This window comes from Pseudomonas sp. dw_358 (assembly GCF_018449655.1).
Taxonomy (GTDB): Bacteria; Pseudomonadota; Gammaproteobacteria; order Pseudomonadales; family Pseudomonadaceae; genus Aquipseudomonas.
Genome location: NZ_JAAVUX010000006.1, coordinates 210,578 through 230,351, shown reverse-complemented (window position 1 = coordinate 230,351; position 19,774 = coordinate 210,578). Strand labels below are relative to the sequence as shown.

At 61.8% G+C, this 19,774-nt stretch carries 19 protein-coding genes; 10 read left to right on the top strand and 9 right to left on the bottom strand.

Annotated features, from left to right (window positions below):
- The first annotated feature begins 93 nt into the window (after nucleotides 1-93).
- Nucleotides 94-1,389 carry an aromatic ring-hydroxylating dioxygenase subunit alpha gene (gbcA, locus tag HB675_RS11995; protein ID WP_213878528.1) on the top strand — a complete coding sequence of 432 codons (1,296 nt, stop codon included), beginning with the start codon at nucleotides 94-96 and terminating at the stop codon, nucleotides 1,387-1,389.
- A 446-nt stretch (nucleotides 1,390-1,835) separates the two neighbouring features.
- Here gbcA and HB675_RS11990 read toward each other — a convergent pair whose 3' ends face one another.
- The 6 genes from HB675_RS11990 to HB675_RS11965 all read right to left on the bottom strand — a co-directional run bounded on the left by HB675_RS11990 (nucleotide 1,836) and on the right by HB675_RS11965 (nucleotide 9,583).
- Nucleotides 1,836-2,606, bottom strand: coding sequence for an electron transfer flavoprotein subunit beta (locus HB675_RS11990; RefSeq protein ID WP_213878527.1), 771 nt, complete (start codon nucleotides 2,604-2,606; stop codon nucleotides 1,836-1,838).
- Between the two features lie 9 nt (nucleotides 2,607-2,615).
- A complete protein-coding gene (locus HB675_RS11985; RefSeq protein WP_213878526.1) occupies nucleotides 2,616-3,836 on the bottom strand; it encodes an electron transfer flavoprotein subunit alpha/FixB family protein in 1,221 nt (406 codons plus the stop codon).
- Nucleotides 3,836-5,782, bottom strand: a complete 1,947-nt coding sequence (gene dgcB / locus HB675_RS11980) for a (Fe-S)-binding protein (RefSeq protein WP_213878525.1) — start codon at nucleotides 5,780-5,782, stop codon at nucleotides 3,836-3,838. Before dgcB ends, HB675_RS11985 begins: the two co-directional genes overlap by 1 nt.
- A gap of 142 nt (nucleotides 5,783-5,924) precedes the next feature.
- A complete protein-coding gene (gene dgcA / locus HB675_RS11975) occupies nucleotides 5,925-7,985 on the bottom strand; it encodes an NADH:flavin oxidoreductase (protein WP_213878524.1) in 2,061 nt (686 codons plus the stop codon).
- Nucleotides 7,986-8,000: 15 nt separating this feature from the next.
- Nucleotides 8,001-8,531, bottom strand: a complete 531-nt coding sequence (locus HB675_RS11970) for a DUF5943 domain-containing protein (protein WP_213878523.1) — start codon at nucleotides 8,529-8,531, stop codon at nucleotides 8,001-8,003.
- Nucleotides 8,532-8,605: 74 nt separating this feature from the next.
- Entirely contained in the window at nucleotides 8,606-9,583 is a 978-nt protein-coding gene (locus HB675_RS11965; RefSeq protein WP_213878522.1) for a dipeptidase, read from the bottom strand.
- Between the two features lie 422 nt (nucleotides 9,584-10,005).
- Here HB675_RS11965 and HB675_RS11960 point away from each other — a divergent pair, with 422 nt between their 5' ends.
- The 4 genes from HB675_RS11960 to HB675_RS11945 all read left to right on the top strand — a co-directional run bounded on the left by HB675_RS11960 (nucleotide 10,006) and on the right by HB675_RS11945 (nucleotide 12,569).
- Nucleotides 10,006-10,425 carry a lysozyme inhibitor LprI family protein gene (locus HB675_RS11960; RefSeq protein WP_213878521.1) on the top strand — a complete coding sequence of 140 codons (420 nt, stop codon included), beginning with the start codon at nucleotides 10,006-10,008 and terminating at the stop codon, nucleotides 10,423-10,425.
- Nucleotides 10,426-10,428: 3 nt separating this feature from the next.
- Nucleotides 10,429-10,845, top strand: a complete 417-nt coding sequence (locus tag HB675_RS11955) for a DUF3010 family protein (protein ID WP_213878520.1) — start codon at nucleotides 10,429-10,431, stop codon at nucleotides 10,843-10,845.
- Nucleotides 10,846-10,977: 132 nt separating this feature from the next.
- A complete protein-coding gene (locus HB675_RS11950; RefSeq protein WP_213878519.1) occupies nucleotides 10,978-11,844 on the top strand; it encodes a hypothetical protein in 867 nt (288 codons plus the stop codon).
- Nucleotides 11,845-11,897: 53 nt separating this feature from the next.
- Nucleotides 11,898-12,569, top strand: a complete 672-nt coding sequence (locus tag HB675_RS11945; RefSeq protein WP_213878518.1) for a hypothetical protein — start codon at nucleotides 11,898-11,900, stop codon at nucleotides 12,567-12,569.
- Nucleotides 12,570-12,573: 4 nt separating this feature from the next.
- On the opposite strand, the gene HB675_RS11940 is transcribed toward HB675_RS11945, so the two are convergent.
- Complete coding sequence (locus HB675_RS11940) at nucleotides 12,574-13,521, bottom strand: GlxA family transcriptional regulator (protein ID WP_213878597.1); 948 nt, start codon at nucleotides 13,519-13,521, stop codon at nucleotides 12,574-12,576.
- Between the two features lie 178 nt (nucleotides 13,522-13,699).
- Between HB675_RS11940 and HB675_RS11935 the strand changes: the two genes are divergently transcribed.
- The 4 genes from HB675_RS11935 (at nucleotide 13,700) to HB675_RS11920 (ending at nucleotide 16,404) form a co-directional block, all read left to right on the top strand.
- A complete protein-coding gene (locus tag HB675_RS11935; protein ID WP_213878517.1) occupies nucleotides 13,700-14,584 on the top strand; it encodes a 3-keto-5-aminohexanoate cleavage protein in 885 nt (294 codons plus the stop codon).
- A 17-nt stretch (nucleotides 14,585-14,601) separates the two neighbouring features.
- Nucleotides 14,602-15,567 carry an L-carnitine dehydrogenase gene (locus HB675_RS11930; RefSeq protein ID WP_213878516.1) on the top strand — a complete coding sequence of 322 codons (966 nt, stop codon included), beginning with the start codon at nucleotides 14,602-14,604 and terminating at the stop codon, nucleotides 15,565-15,567.
- On the top strand, nucleotides 15,564-16,028 hold the full coding sequence (locus HB675_RS11925) for a thioesterase family protein (RefSeq protein ID WP_213878515.1): 465 nt from the start codon (nucleotides 15,564-15,566) through the stop codon (nucleotides 16,026-16,028). The genes HB675_RS11930 and HB675_RS11925 overlap by 4 nt, the downstream gene beginning before the upstream one ends.
- Nucleotides 16,029-16,143: 115 nt before the next feature.
- A complete protein-coding gene (locus HB675_RS11920) occupies nucleotides 16,144-16,404 on the top strand; it encodes a hypothetical protein (protein WP_213878514.1) in 261 nt (86 codons plus the stop codon).
- Nucleotides 16,405-16,421: 17 nt separating this feature from the next.
- Here the strand turns inward: HB675_RS11920 and HB675_RS11915 are convergent, their stop codons facing one another.
- A complete protein-coding gene (locus tag HB675_RS11915; RefSeq protein WP_213878513.1) occupies nucleotides 16,422-17,525 on the bottom strand; it encodes a GlxA family transcriptional regulator in 1,104 nt (367 codons plus the stop codon).
- A gap of 108 nt (nucleotides 17,526-17,633) precedes the next feature.
- Here HB675_RS11915 and HB675_RS11910 point away from each other — a divergent pair, with 108 nt between their 5' ends.
- Nucleotides 17,634-17,855 (top strand): hypothetical protein, encoded by a 222-nt coding sequence (locus tag HB675_RS11910; RefSeq protein ID WP_213878512.1) that lies wholly within the window; start codon nucleotides 17,634-17,636, stop codon nucleotides 17,853-17,855.
- Nucleotides 17,856-17,927: 72 nt separating this feature from the next.
- Here the strand turns inward: HB675_RS11910 and HB675_RS11905 are convergent, their stop codons facing one another.
- Nucleotides 17,928-19,304: an L-serine ammonia-lyase gene (locus HB675_RS11905; protein WP_213878511.1), complete on the bottom strand. Its 1,377-nt coding sequence runs from the start codon at nucleotides 19,302-19,304 to the stop codon at nucleotides 17,928-17,930.
- Between the last annotated feature and the right edge of the window lie 470 nt (nucleotides 19,305-19,774).

The window sequence follows — 19,774 nt, the reverse complement described above, 5'->3', positions numbered from 1 at the left end:
CGCACCCATCAGTTCATGCTTACAACTGTTTTACGTTACGACCGTATCAGCCACTTTTCTCGGCCACACTGCATGGCCATGAGGACACACACGATGGACAGCACCACCACTCTGAGCCTGGGCGACCCGCTGGAATCTGCACGCAAGGCCACGGCCGAGATGCTGCAGAGTCGCGAACGGACGTTTTCGTTGCCGCAGCCCTTCTATACCGATGAGCGCCTGCACGAAATCGACATGCAGGAAATCTTCCACAAGGAGTGGCTGATTGCCGGCATGACGGCAGAAATCCCCGCCAAGGGCAATTTCCTGACCCTGCAAGTGGGCAAGAACCCGATCATCGTGGTGCGCGGCGCCGAGGGCGTCGTGCATGCCTTCCACAACGTCTGCCGTCACCGTGGCTCGCGTCTGTGCACCGCCGAAAAGGGCAAGGTCGCCAAGCTGGTGTGCGGCTACCACCAGTGGACCTATGAACTGGACGGCCGCCTGCTGTTCGCCGGCACCGAAATGGGCGCCGACTTCGACATGAAGCAATACGGCCTCAAGCCGGTCAACGTCAAGGTTTCCGGTGGCTACATCATGATCTGCCTGGCGGCCAACCCGCCGGCAATCGACAACTTCCTCAGTACGCTGAACCATTACATGGAACCGTACGACATGGAAAACACCAAGGTGGCGGTGCAAACCACCTTGATCGAAAAAGCCAACTGGAAGCTGGTGCTGGAGAACAACCGCGAGTGCTATCACTGCGGCGGCTCCCATCCGGAATTGCTGAAAACCCTGCTGGAATGGGATGACGTCACCGATCCGCGCGCCGACCAGGCGTTCAAGGACCACGTCGCTGCCTCTGCCGCTGCCTGGGAAGCCGAAAAGATCCCCTACGCTCACGCCAGCTTCGGCCTGCGTAACCGCATCGTGCGCATGCCACTGCTCAAGGGCACCGTGTCCATGACCCTCGACGGCCAGGTCGGCTGCAAAAAACTCATGGGCCGCATCAAGAACCCGGACCTGGGTTCGATGCGCATCCTGCACCTGCCCCACGCGTGGAACCACTGCATGGGCGACCACGTGATCGTGTTCACTGTATGGCCGATCAGCGCACAGGAAAGCATGGTCACCACCAAGTGGCTGGTGCACAAGGATGCGGTTGAAGGCGTGGACTATGACGTGGCCCGCATGCGCCAGGTGTGGGACGCCACCAACGACCAGGACCGTCGCCTGGCCGAAGAGAACCAGAAAGGCATCAACTCCACGGCTTACCAGCCAGGTCCGTACTCCAAGACCTATGAGTTTGGCGTGGTCAACTTCATCGACTGGTACAGCGAGCGGATGTTGAGCAACCTGGGGGCAGAGCCGGCTGCTTATCTGAAAGGTGTGGCTGTACACGAGTAATCGCTTGAGCTGTACAAAAAACAACCGAAGGCCGCGCAGCCTAATAGCTGCGCGGCCTTTGTCATTGCGTCAACATGTTATCCACAGGGTGGCGCACAGTAAATGTGTGAAAAAAGAAAAAAACTCAAGAAATTGAGAAGGTTATGCGCGGGACCGTATCTATGGGCGGACTGTTCAGTATTTGACCAATCTGCGGGAGAGCTTGATTTATATAGGGTACAGCAGGTACCTAACACCTTATCCACAGGCGGATGCACAGAGACTGTGTGTAACCTCTACCTCATCGCTAACCCTGCAGGACCGACCGGGGGTGCTACAAGCTGTTGAAAAGCCATAAAAAAAGCTGATCAAATAGTGATCAGCCCGATGTAAGCCTTATGGCTCGGGGGTTGCACCAATGGACAAACATCTTATCCACAGCCCCGCCCACAGGGATTGTGTGTAACTCAACGCACCACCCCTTCCTCCACCAACAATCTCAATATCGCCTGCGCGCCCTCTTCAGCACTCACACCCTTCAACACCTGCCCCGACCCACCGCTGGCCTTGGCCGTCGCGGCTTTCATGCGATCGGCGCCACTTTTGGCCTTGATCACTTTCAAACGCTTGGGCCGTGGCTTGGCTGGTTGTAATTCAGCGCTTGTGTATAAGTCGTCGTTGATGACTTCGACCTGTTCCACGTCCAGTACACCGCGCCGGCCGGGGCCGAACGCGCTCTGGCGCGGCTTGGGTGCAGCGTTGTCCACAGTGGCGAGCATCGGCAGGCGTACCTTGAGGCGGCGTCGCTGACCGCGAGGCAGGGCTTGCAGCACTTGGGCGACGCCGTCCTTGATCGACTCTACTTCGGCCAGGCCGACGATGATCGGCCAGCCCAGACGCTCGGCCAGGAGAAAGGGAAGCATGCCCGAGCCTTCGCCGGTTTCTGCCTGACTGCCGGTCAATACGACCTGAGCGCCAGCAGTACGCAGGTAATCACCCAGCGCAGGCAATGCATCGGCGCCCTGGGGTTGTTCGAGCACATGCAGCTGGTCCAGCCCCATGCCCAGGTAGGCGCGCAGGGCAGGCTCTGCGACATCGCCGGCATGCAGCACTTGCAGGTGCTCGCCGGCCAGTTGCAGGCCCAGCTCGACGGCGCGCGAATCCTGTTCGGCGCGGCGCGCACGGCCCGAGGTGGGGTGGGCGCCGATGGAAACCAGGCTGATGACGTGGGTGTTCATAGTGAGTCCCTAGGCAGCGTCGCGCTGCGCCTGGTTACGGTAGGCGGCGATGGCCGCGATCAACGCCGAGAGGATCTCGGCGCTTTCGCCAATCACCGACAGGTCGGCCCGCTTGATCATGTCGCAGGTCGGGTCGAGGTTGATCGCCACCACCTTGTCGCAGGCGCCAATGCCTTGCAGGTGCTGGATGGCCCCGGAAATACCGACGGCCACATAGACCCGCGCGGTGACCCAGGTGCCGCTGGCACCGACCTGGCGGTCGCGGCTCATGAAGCCATCGTCCACGGCCACCCGCGAACCGCCTTCGGTGGCGCCCAGCGCCTGTGCGGCCTCGTGAAACAGCGCCCAGTCCTTGACACCGTTGCCGCCGGAGAGAATGAACTCCGCTTCGGCCATGGGGATCACCGACGGGTCCACCGCGACCGCGCCCAGGTCTTCTGTCCGTGGCAGGCTGCGCGCTGCCGCTGTGGATAACTCCACCGGCAGCACTTCATGCCGGGTTTCATCCACAGGCTCGGCGCATTCGGCGGCCGCCAGGACCAGCCGTGGCAACGCCTGGCTGATGTCTTGCTGACCGGCGCCGGCGCGGCTGACGCACTGACCGTCCTTGACTTGCCAGACGCGGGTCGCCGGGCGCTCGCCCGAGGCCGCGGCAAAGCGCCGCCCCAACTCGCCACCACCGGTGCGGCTGTCGGGCAGCAACCAATGACGCGGGGTGAATTGATTATCCACAGCCCGCAGGCTCTGGATTCGCTGCTCCGGCGAATAACCGTCGAATTCGCTACCCTGCAACACCAGCAAGCGGTCCACGCCAGCCGTGTCAAAGGCGTTTTCCTTGTGCTCGCCAAACACCACGGCCAGCACGGCGCCGTCGCCGCCCGCAAGCCGATGGGCGAGGCCCAGCAGGTCGCGGTCGTGGCTGCTCAGGCGGCCACCGACCATGTCGGGCACCACGGCAATGATGAACGCCGGTTGCGCGACCACATGCAGGGGCAATTGCACCTCGGCAGCGGCCCCGCGCTTGACGGCACCGCCCTGCTGGGCGCCACTGCGGTCGATGCGCTTGACCCCGTTGGGGCCGATGAAACCGACGGCGTGGGGGTTCTTGCGGACGATGCCCTGGGGCCCCATCCAGCTGTTCTGCAGCGGTTGCATGGCAGCATGCAAAGGATGCAGGCGGTTACGGGCGATCCATTCGGCACGCGGGTCACGGCGGATAATGTCGCTCATCAATGCACCTCCGCAGGTTCACGTTTGGCTGCTGCCGGCTTGTTCGGCGCCGCTTCATCGATCAAAGCGTCGGCCACCAGTTCGGCAATGTCCTTGATCAATGGCCGTGGTTCGACCACGCCTTCGAGCATCGCCGTGCATTGCGGGCAGCCTACGGCGACGACTTCGGCGCGGGTTTCGCGGATGTCATCCATGCGCATGTCCGGGATTCGCTGCTTGCCGGGAATGTCGGTGATCGGCGCGCCGCCGCCACCGCCGCAGCAACGGGAACGGAAGCCCGAGCGCTGCATTTCCTTGACCTCGATACCCAACGCCTTGAGCACGTCGCGAGGCGCCTGGTATTCGCCGTTATAGCGACCCAGGTAACACGGGTCGTGATAGGTCACGCTGCCGCCTTTGTGGGCACTCAGGTTGAGCTGACCGGCGCTCACCAGCTCGGCCATGAAGGTGCTGTGGTGCAGCACTTCATAATTGCCGCCCAGGGCGCCGTATTCGTTTTTCAGCACATGGAAGCTGTGGGGGTCACAGGTGACGATGCGCTTGAAGCGGTATTGGCCCAGGGTCTGGATGTTGCGCTTGGCCAAAACCTGGAACGTGGCTTCGTCGCCCAGGCGGCGGGCCACATCGCCGCTGTCGCGCTCTTCGAGCCCCAGCACGGCGAAATTGACTTTTGCCGCCTTCAACACTTTGACAAAACTGCGCAGGGTGCGCTGGTTGCGCATGTCGAAGGCACCGTCGCCGACCCAGAACAGCACGTCGACGGTCTTCACGTCGGCCAGCAGCGACAGGTTGAGGTCCGCCGCCCAGTTCATCCGCCCACCGGGGTTGAAGCCGCCGGGGTTGTCCGTGGCAATCAGGTTATCCAGCACTTCCGCGCCCTTGTTCGGCGTGGCGCCTTTTTCCAGGGTCAGGTGACGGCGCATGTCGACGATGGCGTCCACGTGCTCGATCATCATCGGGCACTCTTCAACGCAGGCACGGCACGTGGTGCACGACCACAGGGTATCGGCGTCCACCAGGCCGTTGACGATAGGCTGGTGCGGGTTACCGCTGTGTTCGCCGATGGCCTTGCCCGGGTACGGGCTGCCGGCGAACTTGGCGTCGGTGCCACCGGCCAGGCCCACGACCATGTCCTGGATGAGTTTTTTCGGGTTCAGCGGCTGGCCAGCGGCGAACGCCGGGCACGCTGCTTCGCACTTGCCGCACTGCACGCAGGCATCGAAACCCAGCAGTTGGTTCCAGGTGAAATCCCTGGGTTTCTCGACGCCGAGCGGCGCCTTGGGGTCGTCCAGGTCCAGCGGCTTGAGACCGGTGGAACGGCCGCCGCCAAAACGTTCGGCGCGGCGGTGCCAGGCCAGGTGCAAGGCACCGGCGAAGGCGTGCTTCATCGGGCCGCCCCAAGTCATGCCGAAAAACAGTTCCGACACACCCCACAGCACGCCGATGCCCAGAACCACGGCCAGTACCCAACCACCAAAGTCTTCCGGGAGGATCCCGGCCACCGGCAGGGTCGCGATGAAAAAGCTCGCCGAGAACACCAGCAGGCTTTTCGGCAAGCGCATCCACGGGCCCTTGGACAGGCGGCTGGGCGGGTTGAGACGACGGGCGAAGACAAACAGCGCGCCGACGAACATCAGCGTCGTGGCCAGCAGCAAGGCGTAGCCAAGGATGCGATTGTGCAGGCCGAAACCGTGCACCAGCAGCGCCAGCACAACGGACAGCACCGCACCACCGGCCGTGGCCACGTGGGTGTTGGCGATGTATTTATCCCGCGCGACCACATGGTGCAGGTCCACCATGTAGCGCTTGGGCATGGCCAGCAGACCGCCCAGCAGGTCGACTTTCGCCGCCCGGCCCTGGCGCCACATGGCCGCCCGCCGCACCGCGCCCAGGACCGCAAGGCCGAGGGCTGCGAACAGCAGGATGGGGAGAAGGGTATTAAGCATGGAGGGGACTCCCACCGGTACTTCAGGGAAAAAACACCGCTTGGCGTAGGAGCCGACCTTGGTCGCGATGAATCCACCGCGGCGTGTCGGTCATGGCCTCATCGCGGGCAAGCCCGGCTCCTACGCTACGGTGGGCAGTTCGTCAGAAATCCTTGCACAACCGCAGCGCGTCATAGATCGCCGCGTGGGTGTTGCGCTGGGCCACGCAGTCGCCGATACGGAACAGCAGGTAGCCGTCCCCGGTGCTGCTCAGCGATGGCTGTGGCTGGATCGCGAACAGGGCTTCGATGTCGATCTGGCCCTTGTTGCGCGAACCGTCCTTGAGCCCGTAGTACAGCGCTTCGTCAGGCCGTACGCCGTTCTCCACCACCACCTGGTCGACCACACGCTCTTCCTTGGCCCCGGTGTATTCGTTTTCCAGCACCGCCACCAGCTTGTCGCCCTCGCGGTAGACCTTTTCCAGCATCAGGTCGCCGGTCATGATCACTTCTTTGGGGTACATGCTGCGGTAGTACGTCGGGAACGAGGTCCCGCCGATGGCCACGCCCGGCTTGATATCGTCGGTGACGATTTCGACCTGGCTGCCCTTGTCGGCAAGGAAATCCGCCACCGACATACCGGTAAACTCGCAGATGGTGTCGTACACCAGCACGTTCTTGCCTGGCGCGACCTTGCCGTCCAGTACGTCCCAGCTGCTGACCACGAGGCCTTCGGCAGCGCCCCAGTGCTCGTTCTGCTCCAGAAACGGATGACCGCCTACCGCCAGCACGACGACATCCGGACGCAGGTCCATGATGGTCGGGATATCAGCGGCAGTGCCCAGCCGCAGATCAACTTTCAAACGGGCCAGTTCAAGCTGGAACCAACGGGTAATGCCGGCGATCTGGTCGCGTTGTGGCGCTTTGGACGCCGTTGTGATCTGGCCGCCGATGAAGTCCTTTTTCTCGAACAGGGTCACGTCGTGACCACGTTCGGCGGAAACGCGCGCCGCCTCCATACCGGCCGGGCCAGCACCGACGATGACCACTTTGCGTTTGACGCCGGTGGTTTTCTCGATGATGTGCGGCACGCCCATGTACTCCCGAGACGTCGCCGCGTTCTGGATGCACAGCACATCCAGCCCTTGATACTGACGGTCGATGCAGTAGTTGGCACCGACGCACTGCTTGATCTGGTCGATCTGGCCCATCTTGATCTTGGCGATCAGGTGCGGGTCGGCGATATGCGCGCGGGTCATGCCGACCATGTCGACGTAACCGCCTTCCAGAATACGGGTCGCCTGGTTCGGGTCCTTGATGTTCTGGGCGTGCAGCACCGGCACGTTGACCACTTCCTTGATCCCGGCCGCCAGGTGCAGGAACGGCTCCGGTGGATAACTCATGTTGGGGATAACGTTGGCCAGGGTGTTGTGGGTATCACAACCTGAACCCACCACGCCCAGGAAGTCGATCATGCCGGTGTCGGCGTAGTACTTGGCGATCTCCTTCATGTCCTCGTGGCTGAGGCCGTCCGGGTGGAACTCGTCACCGCAGATGCGCAGGCCCACACAGAAATCCGGGCCGACTTCCTTACGCACGGCCTTGAGCACTTCCATGCCGAAACGCATGCGGTTTTCAAAGCTGCCGCCCCATTCGTCGGTGCGCTTGTTGACCCGCGGGCTCCAGAACTGATCGATCATGTGCTGGTGCACGGCCGACAGTTCGACGCCGTCCAGGCCACCGGCCTTGGCCCGCGCCGCAGCACTGGCGTAGTTGCCGATGACGCGCCAGATCTCTTCCGGCTCGATGGTCTTGCAGGTCGCACGGTGCACCGGTTCGCGGATGCCCGACGGCGACATCAGCGTCGGCCAGTGATCGCCGTCCCAACGGGAACGACGGCCCATGTGGGTAATCTGGATCATGATCTTGGCGCCATGCTTGTGCATGGCGTCGGCCAGGTTCTGAAAGTGCGGGATGATCTTGTCGGTGGCCAGGTTCACCGATTTCCACCAGCCCTGTGGGCTGTCGATTGCAACGCTGGACGAGCCGCCGCAGATCGCCAGACCGATACCACCCTTGGCTTTCTCTTCGTAATACTTGACGTAACGATCCGTGGTCATGCCACCGTCGGTCGCATACACCTCGGCGTGGGCCGTGCTGAGTACGCGGTTGCGGATCGTCAGTTTGCCGATCTGGATCGGCTGGAACATCGCTTCGAAAGCCATGGGGTATTCCTCGACTTACAACGGCTTGACGGTGAACAGGCCGTCGTCATGGCCTTCTTCGGAGCCACCGTAGACCTGTTCGGCCACAGTGCGGATCGAGCTGCCTTTCGCGGCCAGGACCTGGTCCATGGCGCCGGCGAACCAGCCGGTGAACATGTAGTCGACCTTGCGCCCGACCTTGCCGTACACGTAGACAAATGCCGAGTGCTCAAGCTTGACGCTGGCGGTGCCTTTTTCCAGGTCGATGTCCTGGATCTTGAACAGACCCCAACCGCGTTGCGACAGGCGATTCATGTAGTGTTCGAACACCGCGACGCCTTCGATGCCGTGGCATTCGGCTTCTTTTTCGCACCAGTGCCAGGCAGACTTGTAACCCGCCTTGTAGAGGATCTCGGCGTAAGCGTCGGCGCCCAGCACTTCCTCGATGCCCATGTGGTTGTTGACGAAGAAGTGACGCGGTACATACAGCATCGGCAGGGCGTCGGACGTCCAGACACCGGTTTCGCTGTCGACTTCGATAGGCAATTGCGGGGCGATCTTGGCCATGGAAACTTAACTCCAGAAAATTTGAGGTGTCGCCCGCTGCGCGAGGGGCAGCGGGAAAGAATCAGAGGTCGGGCTTATTCGCCCCAGACGTCCGCGAGTACGTTGACCCAGTTTTCGCCCATGATTTTGCGCACCACACGCTCGGGGTGGCCGCGCTTGAGCAGGGTCTCGGTCAGGTTCGGAAACTCGCCCACGGTACGGATACCCAGCGGGTTGATGATCTTGCCGAAGCTGGTCAGACGACGGGCGTAGCCCTTGTCGTGGGTCAGGTATTCAAAGAAGTCCTGGCCGTGGCCTTGGGTGAAGTCAGTGCCGATGCCGATAGCGTCTTCGCCGACAATGTTCATCACGTATTCGATGGCTTCGGCGTAATCATCGATGGTCGATTCGATGCCTTTGGCCAGGAACGGAGCGAACATGGTCACACCGACGAAACCGCCGTGGTCGGCGATGAACTTCAATTCTTCATCGGACTTGTTGCGCGGGTGCTCCTTGAGCCCCGACGGCAGGCAGTGCGAGTAGCACACGGGCTTCTTGGATTCGAGGATGACTTCTTCGGAGGTTTTCGAGCCGACGTGAGAGAGGTCGCACATGACGCCAACGCGGTTCATCTCGGCGACGATCTCGCGACCGAAACCCGACAGGCCGCCATCGCGTTCGTAGCAACCGGTGCCCACCAGGTTCTGCGTGTTGTAGCACATCTGCACGATACCCACGCCCAGCTGCTTGAACACCTCCACGTAGCCGATCTGATCTTCGTAGGCGTGGGCATTCTGGAAGCCGAAGAGGATGCCGGTCTTGCCCAGTTCCTTGGCCTTGCGAATGTCGGCGGTGGTACGTACCGGCATGACCAGGTCGCTGTTGTCGCGCATCAGTTTCTGGCTTTTGCAGATGCTGTCGATGGTGGCCTGGAAACCTTCCCACACCGAAACGGTGCAGTTGGCCATGGTCAGGCCGCCTTTGCGCATGTCTTCGAAGAGCTCACGGTTCCATTTGGCGATAATCAGGCCGTCGATCACGATGCTGTCAGCGTGCAGTTCTGCTGGGCTCATCAGGCTGTCCCCTCTAGGCAAGGCATGCGCCGAATCGTATGCCGGCGCTTTGGGGCCAGCATAAGCTCCGTTGCCGAGTGAGCCGGACTCAAAAACGACAAAGGAATCACCGAAAGCGTCAAGGGCGCCTGCGAGTCACCCCTGAGGGCGACGGGCGGGGAGCCTGCAAGGCTTCCAACGGGATCGGGGCACCTTGGTCGGTAGCCAACGCCGTGACGCTGGTGCTCGAACCTGGACGGGTTCTATGCCGACGCCAAGGTGGTTGTCACCGATGATGAAACCGCTGATGAAATGCAAAGAGCCCCTGCCACACTGACCTTGGGCTGAACCCAGGCAAAAAACTCCCGCCACGGCTGTTAATCATTCCTGACCTGAGCCAAAATCCCCGACACATATCGAATTATCTGTTGGGGATGGCGCACATGAGAGCATTGTTTCTGTTGATGGCCCTGGCCACCTTTGGCGCCCACGCCGAGGATGAACAGCCGGCGCCCAACAACGATGGGCCGACGCCTTGCGACAATGTCGAAACGGCGCAGCAGAGCTTCGACTGCTCGGCCTACAACCGTAAAACAGCAGAAACCGAACTGGGCGAGTCTTTCAAGGACCTGGTGGACCGGGTCAATTCACAGTATTCCGACCACCCGGCCCAGCGCGACGAGCTGATGGCCCGGGTCAACGCCGCTCAAGGGATCTGGGAAAAACTGCGCGACGCCGACTGCTCTGTCGACACCTTCAATACCGACAAGAACAGTCAGGCCTACCAGATCGCCCTGAACGACTGCATCGCCCAGAAGAGCGACGAGCGCTCGGAAACCCTGCAATCGATCGGCATGGAATGACCCATGAAGATTTGCGGCATCGAGATCAAGAGCAACGAAGCCATTTTTGCCTGCGCGGCAGCCGATGGCCTGGAAGTGGCCCATGTGCCCTTGACCCTGCGCAAGCTGGCGCTGACCGATGATGAGGACGCCGGCAGCGTGAAGACCTTTGCCAGCCAGGCTCAGACCTTTGTGCACGATAACGGCATCACTCACCTGGCGATCAAGAAGCGCAGCAAGAAAGGCGAATTTGCCGGTGGGCCGGTCACCTTCAAGATCGAAGGCCTGTTGCAACTGCTGGATCAGTGCGAGGTTGTTTTGCTGTCACCGCAAACCATCAGCGCCCACGCGCGCAAACACGATACGCCCTTGCCGTCGACCCTGAACAAATACCAATGGGAAGCCTTCAAGGCAGCCGTGGCATTCAGCGCCAAACGTTAAAGTTGATCATGATACGGTCGATGTTTTCTGCGCAGGGAAACATCGCCGGATTTCTACCCGTGCAGACGCCACAGTTACACGCGTCGACGATCCTCCCCCACCGCCCCGCAACAGTTTGTATGTGTTATCGCGTTGTTCTCTCGTTTGACAGTTTCTAAGGTGATGGCCCGGTTCAGGAAGAACCGGGCTTTTATTGAGGAACTGATGATGAGCGATCTTGCCGAACGTAAACTGATTGATACGTCGTTGCGCTATATCGACGACCTGGGACTGATGCTGCCGCCGCCCGCGCCCCGGATGGCGACCCTGCTGGCGCCGGCCATCCAGTCCACCCTCGGATCGCTGCCCAGCGCGCAAAACCAGGATGCCGGTGCCGTTCTTGACGACAGCCTGCTGGCTTTCACCGGCGGTCTGTCCGATCAGAATCGGGACGATGTCATGGACAGCCTGTTGTTGATGCAGCTGGCCGCCTCCAAGAAGTACAACAAAGAGAAAGAAGCCAATCAGTGGTACAGCTTCTATCACGATGGCTTGTCAAGGCTGGGCTGGCTGACCACCGCCCGCACTTTCCAGGACTATTCGCCACACCAGTCATCCTTCACCATGGACGAGATCGCCCTGGAGATCATCGCCCAAGTGGGCGGCCCAAACTTTGCCCACGTGGCGAGAAAGGCAGCCACGGCCCTGGCCAATAATGAGAAAGCGCTACGCGTGTTCGAAAAGAGTGGCAGCTCCGAGCAGGTGGCCAGCTTCAAGATGTTGCCCTGTGTACAGACGGCGCAGGGTGACGTAGTGATGATGCTCAACTTCATGAACTTCGTTAAAACCGCCCGCACCAAAAAAGTTCTGTTCTTCACGTTCAACCGCGATCAGGTCCGTATTACCCGTTCGGCCGACCGCGTACAACTTAACGCGCGCCAGTATGCCAACTTGCGCCAATCGGTCAGCCAGAAACTTGGCCGGATCGGGGAAGCTTTCATCGAAGGGCTGGAAATCTGAACCACCGGGGCCGTCCGCGGCCCCCTCATTCCTTCTATGACAGGAACACTCCCATGCCGACTCATGAATTCTCGCTGTGCGGCCGCCATGTATTTGCCTTTGGCGAAAAGGTGGCCGCTCAGGATCGCGATGACCTGCTGCTGTCCAACTTGCTCGCCCAACTGGTCAGCGACAAGAAGCAGATTGCATGCTCCGAATCCTGGCGAGCCGACTATCTGCAAAACCTCGGCAAACTGGGTTGGGTCATGACCGAGGTACACAACCAGCAGGCAGTCTTTGACCCGGGCCAGCCCGTCGAACTCATGCACCTGCTGTCCGCGCAGCTGCTGAAGATCGTCTCCAGCCCCGAGCTCGATACCGGTCGGGCGCTGCTCGAGGTAATCAGTGAACCCTCGTCCTTTACCCAGGCTGTGGAGGCCAAGATACTGCTGCCCGATGTGGGCAGCGCCGAACCGACGGCCATGGAGATCATCAATCGCGTGTCCCTGACCTTGATCATGGTGACCGACACCAAGTCCCTGCATGCCGTAAACCTGGTCTTCGAGACCCTCGAACACCCCGCCAGCCCGATAGTGCGTCACAGTTTTCAGCCACACCAGCTGCGCAGCGACATACGGGTGCATCATTCAGTCGTCAGTTTGAGCAACCGCTACAGCGCGCTGCGCGCCGGGGTTATTGCCAAACTCGGCGAAAAAGCCGACGAACTCATTGTGCCCTGGCACTGACCCCTCACACCGCCCGCTCCCGGTGCCTGTCCTCGCGAGGGCAGTGCTGGAAGCGCGCACGGTAACTTCGGGTGAAATAGGACGGTGACTCGAAACCACAGGCGATGCTGACCTCCAGCACACTCATGTCGGTCTGACGCAGCAGCTGTCGGGCCTTGTCCAGCCTCAGCCGCAAATAGAAGTTGCTGGGTGTGTCGTTCAGGTGGAGACGAAACAACCGCTCCAGTTGCCGTCGGGTGACCCCCACGGATTCAGCCAGCGCCAGAGTGCCCAGGGGCGGCTCGCTGTGCCGTTCCATCTCGCCGATCACATGCACCAGCTTCTTGTTGCCGATGCCGTAGCGCGAGGCGATCCGCATGCGTTGGTGGTCCTTGCGCGGGCGAATGCGGCCCAGCACGAACTGCTCCGACACTTCGATGGCCAATTCACTGCCGTGGGCCTGACCGATAAGGTCCAGCATCAAATCGATCGACGCGGTGCCCCCGGCCGAGGTGATGCGCTGGCGATCGATCTCGAACAGTTCCTGGGTGGTGTGCAACTGCGGATAAGACTCTTTGAATGCCTCAACCGCTTCCCAGTGCAGCGTCACTCGATGGTCGTTCAACAAGCCGGCCTCGGCCAGCACAAAGGCGCCGGTGTCGATTGCACCCAGTGCGACGCCTTCGAGGTCCAGACGACGCAGCCAGTGCTGCAGCATCGGGGAAAAAGCGCTCAGCGGCTCGAAGCCAGCCACCACCAGCAGGGTCGCGCCTTTGCGCAACGGCTCGAGCGCGGCATCGGCGTTCACTGACATGCCATTACTGGCCAGCACCGGCCCGCCATCCAGGCTCAAGACATGCCAGCGGTACAACTCCCCACGAAAGCGGTTGGCCACCCGCAAGGGCTCGACGGCGGAAATGAAACCGATCGCCGAGAAACCGGGCAACAGCAAAAAATAGAAGTCCTGGGACATGGCGATGCTCGCTGGATGCCAGCGATACGCGGGCAACTCGACGTTAATAGCGTGCAGGTCGCCACCGTGCAAGTGGCTGTCGCCGCAGGGCGCTTGATGTCGCTTCTGGATCATTAATTTGTGCGGACATTGCGCACCGCCAGTTGCACACCCAAGCCCGCATCAGAAAGGAAAGCCCATGAACCACGACGTCATCATCACCTGTGCGCTGACCGGCGCGGGCGACACCACCGGCAGAAGCCATCTGGTGCCGATCACCCCCAAGCAGATCGCCGAAGCCGCCGTAGAAGCCGCCAAGGCTGGCGCGACCGTGGTCCACTGTCACGTGCGCGACCCGCAGACCGGCAAGTTCAGCCGCGACGTGGCGCTGTATCGCGAGGTCATGGAGCGCATCCGTGAAGCCGACGTCGACATCATCGTCAACCTGACGGCCGGTATGGGCGGAGATCTGGAAATCGGTGCCGCTGAAAAACCTATGGCCTTCGGCCCCAACACTGATCTGGTCGGGCCGCTGACCCGCCTGGCCCACGTCGAAGCACTGCTGCCGGAAATCTGCACGCTGGACTGCGGCACGCTGAATTTCGGCGACGGCGACACTATCTACGTGTCCACTCCGACGCAGCTGCGGGCCGGGGCCAAGCGCATCACCGAGCTGGGGGTGAAGGCCGAACTGGAGATTTTCGACACCGGCCACCTTTGGTTCGCCAAGCAGATGATCAAGGAAGGCCTGCTGCACGACCCGCTGTTCCAGCTGTGCCTGGGCATTCCATGGGGCGCGCCGGCCGACACCACGACGATGAAGGCCATGGTCGACAACCTGCCCCAGGACGCCGTCTGGGCCGGCTTCGGCATCGGCCGCATGCAGATGCCCATGGCTGCCCAGGCGGTGCTCCTGGGTGGCAACGTGCGCGTCGGGTTGGAGGACAACCTGTGGCTGGAAAAAGGTGTGCTGGCCAGCAACGGCCAACTGGTCGAGCGAGTCAGCGAGATCCTTACCCGTATGGGCGCTCGCATCCTCACGCCCGCCGAAGGTCGCGCCAAAATGAACCTCATTCGTCGTTGATCAGCCAGGACACCGCCATGACTTTCATCACCCATATCAAGACCTTCGCTGCCTTGGGCAGTGGCGTGATCGGCAGCGGCTGGGTAGCTCGCGCTCTGGCCCACGGCCTTGACGTCATCGCCTGGGACCCTGCGCCAGGGGCCGAAGCGGCTCTGCGCCAGCGGGTTGCCAAAGCCTGGCCCGCTCTGGAGAAACGCGGCCTGGCCCCAGGTGCCAGCATGCACCGCTTGCGCTTCGTCGCCACGATCGAAGAATGCGTTCGCGATGCCGACTTCATCCAGGAGAGCGCTCCCGAGCGCCTCGAACTCAAACTCGACCTGCATCGCCAGATCAGCACGGCGGCCAAGCCTGACGCCCTGATCGGCTCCAGCACCTCGGGCCTGCTGCCCAGCGAGTTCTATGAAAATGCGATGCACCCGCAGCGCTGCGTGGTGGGCCACCCTTTCAACCCGGTCTATCTGCTGCCGTTGGTGGAAGTGGTCGGCGGCCGGCAGACGGCACCCGAAGCCATCGAAGCGGCCATCCAGGTGTACCGCTCTCTGGGCATGCGCCCACTGCATGTGCGCAAGGAAGTGCCGGGTTTCATTGCCGATCGACTGCTGGAGGCGTTGTGGCGCGAGGCCCTGCACCTGGTCAATGACGGCGTGGCCACTACGGGCGAGATCGACGACGCCATCCGCTTCGGCGCTGGCCTGCGCTGGTCCTTCATGGGCACGTTTCTGACCTACACCCTGGCCGGCGGCGATGCGGGCATGCGCCACTTCATGCAGCAGTTCGGGCCGGCCCTGCAACTGCCCTGGACCTATTTGCCAGCGCCGGAACTGACTGAGAAACTGATCGACGACGTGGTCGACGGCACCTCCGAGCAACTGGGTCAGCACAGCATTGCCGCACTGGAACGTTACCGAGACGATTGCCTGATGGCGGTGCTGGAAGCCGTGCGCGCCACCAAACTCAAGCATGGCCTGAGCGTCGACGAATGATCACTTACCAGACACCCGTGCTACAGGAATGGGTCGACTACAACGGTCATCTGCGCGATGCCTTCTATCTGCTGATTTTCAGCTATGCCACTGATGCCTTCATGGACCGCATCGGCCTGGCGAGCGACGACCGCGCCAGCAGCGGCACTTCGTTGTTCACGCTGGAAGCGCACATCAACTACCTGCATGAGGTCAAGCGGGGGGCCGAGGTCGAGGTCCACACCCAGGTCATCGGCCACGACCACAAGCGCGTGCACCTCTACCACAGCCTGCATCACGCGGGTGGGGGCGAGGCCATGGCGGCGAGTGAACAGATGCTTTTGCATGTGGACCTGGCGGGGCCGAAGTCAGCGCCGTTCGGGGCCGACTCGCTGAGGCGGATGCAGGCTTTTGCGCAGCAGCAGGGTGAGCTGGCCGCACCTCAATGCCTCGGGCGGATCATCGGCTTGCCGGTCAGCTAGACCAAAAACGACCTGTTCATGCGCATCCCGGACATCCCGGCGCGCATCCCTTGCCGAGTCTTCTCGACGCTTCCATTATCGACTGAACATCACGCCACCCATAAGGACCCGCGTCATGATGCATGCCGATTTGATCGATCAGGAAGACCTGCTGGGCCAGCTGCGCTCGCTGGGTTTTGAAACGCCGCCGGGTGCCAGTGCCGAGCAGGCGTGCGAGTGTGCCGTGCGCGGCTTGAGCGAGTCGCGGGCCAAGGCGCTGCGCAGCATGGTCGAGCACATGCTCACCGGCCGCGCGACCATCCTGCCGGCGGTGCGCCAGGCGATCGACAAGCAGCTGTTGCCGGCGTTGGCGCAGTTTCATCAGGCTCGGGGATAGAGGCCCGCGATCAGGGTCTACAGCCTCACACTGGCAAACGTCGATTCGTTGCGCGCCTGACTCAACGCCGACATCGGCCCGGACAACGGTGCCAGGACCATGCCCGGCGGGATCGGCAACATGGCGATTTGCTGGGTCGTGTTGGAGCCTACGCGCTCGTCACGCGGCGGAATGCCGAAGTATTCGCGGTAGCATTTGGAGAAGTGCGGCGTCGACACGAACCCGCACACCGACGCCACTTCGATGATCGACATGGGCGTCTGCTTGAGCAGTTGCCGCGCACGAATCAGGCGCAGTTTGAGGTAATAGCGCGACGGCGAGCAGTGCAGGTATTTCTGGAACAGCCGCTCCAGCTGCCGGCGCGACACGGCGACGTACACCGCCAGCTCATCCAGGTCGATGGGCTCTTCCAGGTTGGCTTCCATCAGCGCGACAATTTCCTGCAACTTCGGCTGATTGGTACCCAGCATGTGTTTGAGCGGCACGCGCTGGTGATCCTGTTCGTTGCGGATGCGCTCGTAGACAAACATCTCCGAAATAGCCGCCGACAGCTCACGGCCATGGTCACGGCTGATCAGGTGCAACATCATGTCCAGCGGCGCGGTGCCACCGGAGCTGGTGAAACGGTTGCGGTCCAGGGTGAACAGGCGCGTGCTCATGGCTACGCGCGGGAACGCCTCCTGCATCGACGCCAGACATTCCCAGTGCACACTGCAATCGAAACCGTCGAGCAGGCCGGCACAGGCCAGCGCCCAGCTGCCGGTGCACACGGCGCCAAGGCGACGGGACTGGCGCGCCTGGCTTTGCAGCCAGGTGACGTGTTCGCGGGTGACGGTGCGCTGAATGCCGACACCACCACAGACGATGACCGTATCCAGGACGGGCGCTTGATGCATGGCGGCATCGGGGGTGATCTGCAGGCCGTCGCTGGCCCAGACCTGGCCACCATCGACGCTCAGTGTGGTCCAGCGATACAACTCGCGACCTGACAGCTGGTTGGCCATGCGCAGCGGTTCGACCGCCGAAGCCAGTGAAATCAGAGTGAAGTTGTCCAGCAGCAGAAAGCCGATGGATTGAGGCGCACGGTTCTGGGGTTGGGCCCCGGAGTTGAACGACGTCATCGCGGTATCTCCTCACACAAGCGGTGGTTGGCCTCAGGCGGAGGCTCTTTTTTCCGGCCCTCCTTGAGGAGGACTCTGCCAAGCGTTGGTAATGACAACGCAAATGCCATGCCTAAACTTGAATGCACATTCAATAAAACCCAAAAACGACGCTTTGGGCCGACGCAGAGCGGGCGCACAAAAATCCTGCACACGGCTAAAGCCCAAGGGCTGAGCGCGCTTGAGCAATTCGGTAGCACTGATGTGAGGCTGTTCAAAAAGCGACAAAAGGCGATGTCACTCAAAGGCACACGAAAAAAGTGGGGACTGGCATTAAGCCATATGCCTTGAAGGGACATGGCGCGTCGAAGCAGACGCGCCAAAAAGTTGCACGAGATCAATAAACGAGCAAAAACCGCGCAGTCAGCACTCGATAGCACTGACCGCCAGGCCGCCCCGAGAGGTTTCCTTGTACTTGTCGTGCATGTCGGCACCGGTGTCACGCATGGTGCGTATTACCCGGTCCAGCGAGATAAAGTGGATACCGTCGCCGCGCAGGGCCATCTGCGCGGCGTTGATCGCCTTCACGGCAGCAATGGCATTACGCTCGATGCACGGCACCTGAACCAGCCCGCCCACCGGGTCGCAGGTCAGCCCGAGGTTATGTTCCAGGCCAATTTCCGCCGCATTTTCCAGCTGCGCCGGTGTGGCGCCGAGAATTTCCGCCAGCCCCGCGGCGGCCATGGCGCAGGCCGAGCCCACTTCGCCCTGACAGCCGACCTCAGCCCCCGAAATCGACGCGTTCTTCTTGCACAGGATGCCGATCGCCGCCGCCGCCAGCAGGTAGTCGACGACATTGGCTTCGCTGACCTCGTCGCTGAACTTCATGTAGTAGTGCAGCACGGCCGGAATGATCCCCGCAGCGCCGTTGGTGGGCGCGGTGACCATGCGCCCACCGGCGGCGTTTTCTTCGTTGACCGCGAGGGCGAACAGGTTGACCCACTCCATTGCACTCAAGGTCGAGCCGATGACATTGGGCTTGTTCAGCTCCAACAAGCTGCGGTGCAGCTTGGCTGCGCGACGGCGCACGAACAGGCCGCCTGGCAGAATGCCTTCGTGCTTGAGGCCCTGTTCGACGCAATCCTGCATGGCCCGCCAGAGCTTCATCAGGCCGGCGCGGATTTCTTCCTCACTGCGCCAGACCTTTTCGTTGGCCAGCATCAGTTCCGACACCCGCAGCCCGTGGGTCTCGCACAACTCCAGCAGCTCCACCGCCGAATTGAAGTCGTAAGGCAACACGGTGTTGTCGGCATCCAGCACGCCGCTGGCCGCCTGCGCGGCGTCAACGACAAAACCGCCACCCACCGAGTAGTAGGTGTCGCGACTGAGTTCGCCGTGCTCGCCCTGGGCGATCAAGGTCATGGCGTTGGGGTGGTAGGGCAGATTCTCGTCGAGCAGCAGCATGTCGCGCTCCCAGACGAAAGGGATGGGCAGGCGCCCGGCCAGCAGCAGCGTGTGGCTTTCGCGCAGGGTCTCGATACGCGCACCGATGGTGGACGGGTCGATCGCGTCCGGCCATTCGCCCATCAAGCCCATGATCACCGCGTTGTCACTTCCGTGTCCGATCCCGGTGGCGGACAGCGAGCCATACAGGCGCACCTCCACCCGCCGCACCTGGTTCAGTTCGTCGCGGTCACGCAAGCCCTGAGTGAACAGCGCCGCCGCGCGCATGGGGCCCACGGTGTGGGAACTGGAAGGTCCGATGCCGATCTTGAACAGGTCGAACACGCTGATGGCCATGGCCGCAAGGCTCCTTTGCGATGACGGGACGGGGATGAGGCACCCGCGAATAGGCATTCATGATGGGCCGATTGCTGAAGCGTCTGACGCCTGCAACCGACGTGGTCTTGCTTGTCTGCGCCCTGTCTCAGTGTAGTGTCGCAAGTGGCACATGAGGCATCTCGATCGGTAGCACCGAACTTGCTCGGGAACCAGACACTGCGTCCCGACCGCCATGTGGCGGTGCGTTCTTGCCGAGCAAGCTCGATCCTGCAGGGCTGGGGGCGGGTCTCGCAAATCTGTAAACGACCTCGTCGACACTGGATACGACCCTGCCTGTACTGGTTACGACCCCCCCTGTAGGCGTGTGATTTTCACTGGTACATGATCGGTCCCGACTCGGTTGCAAGGCGCGACCCTGCCCCAGGCAGAATCCCGCCCATCAAGCATTCACGACAGCGCAGCGCGTCACGTGGCGCGCCGCAAGGAAA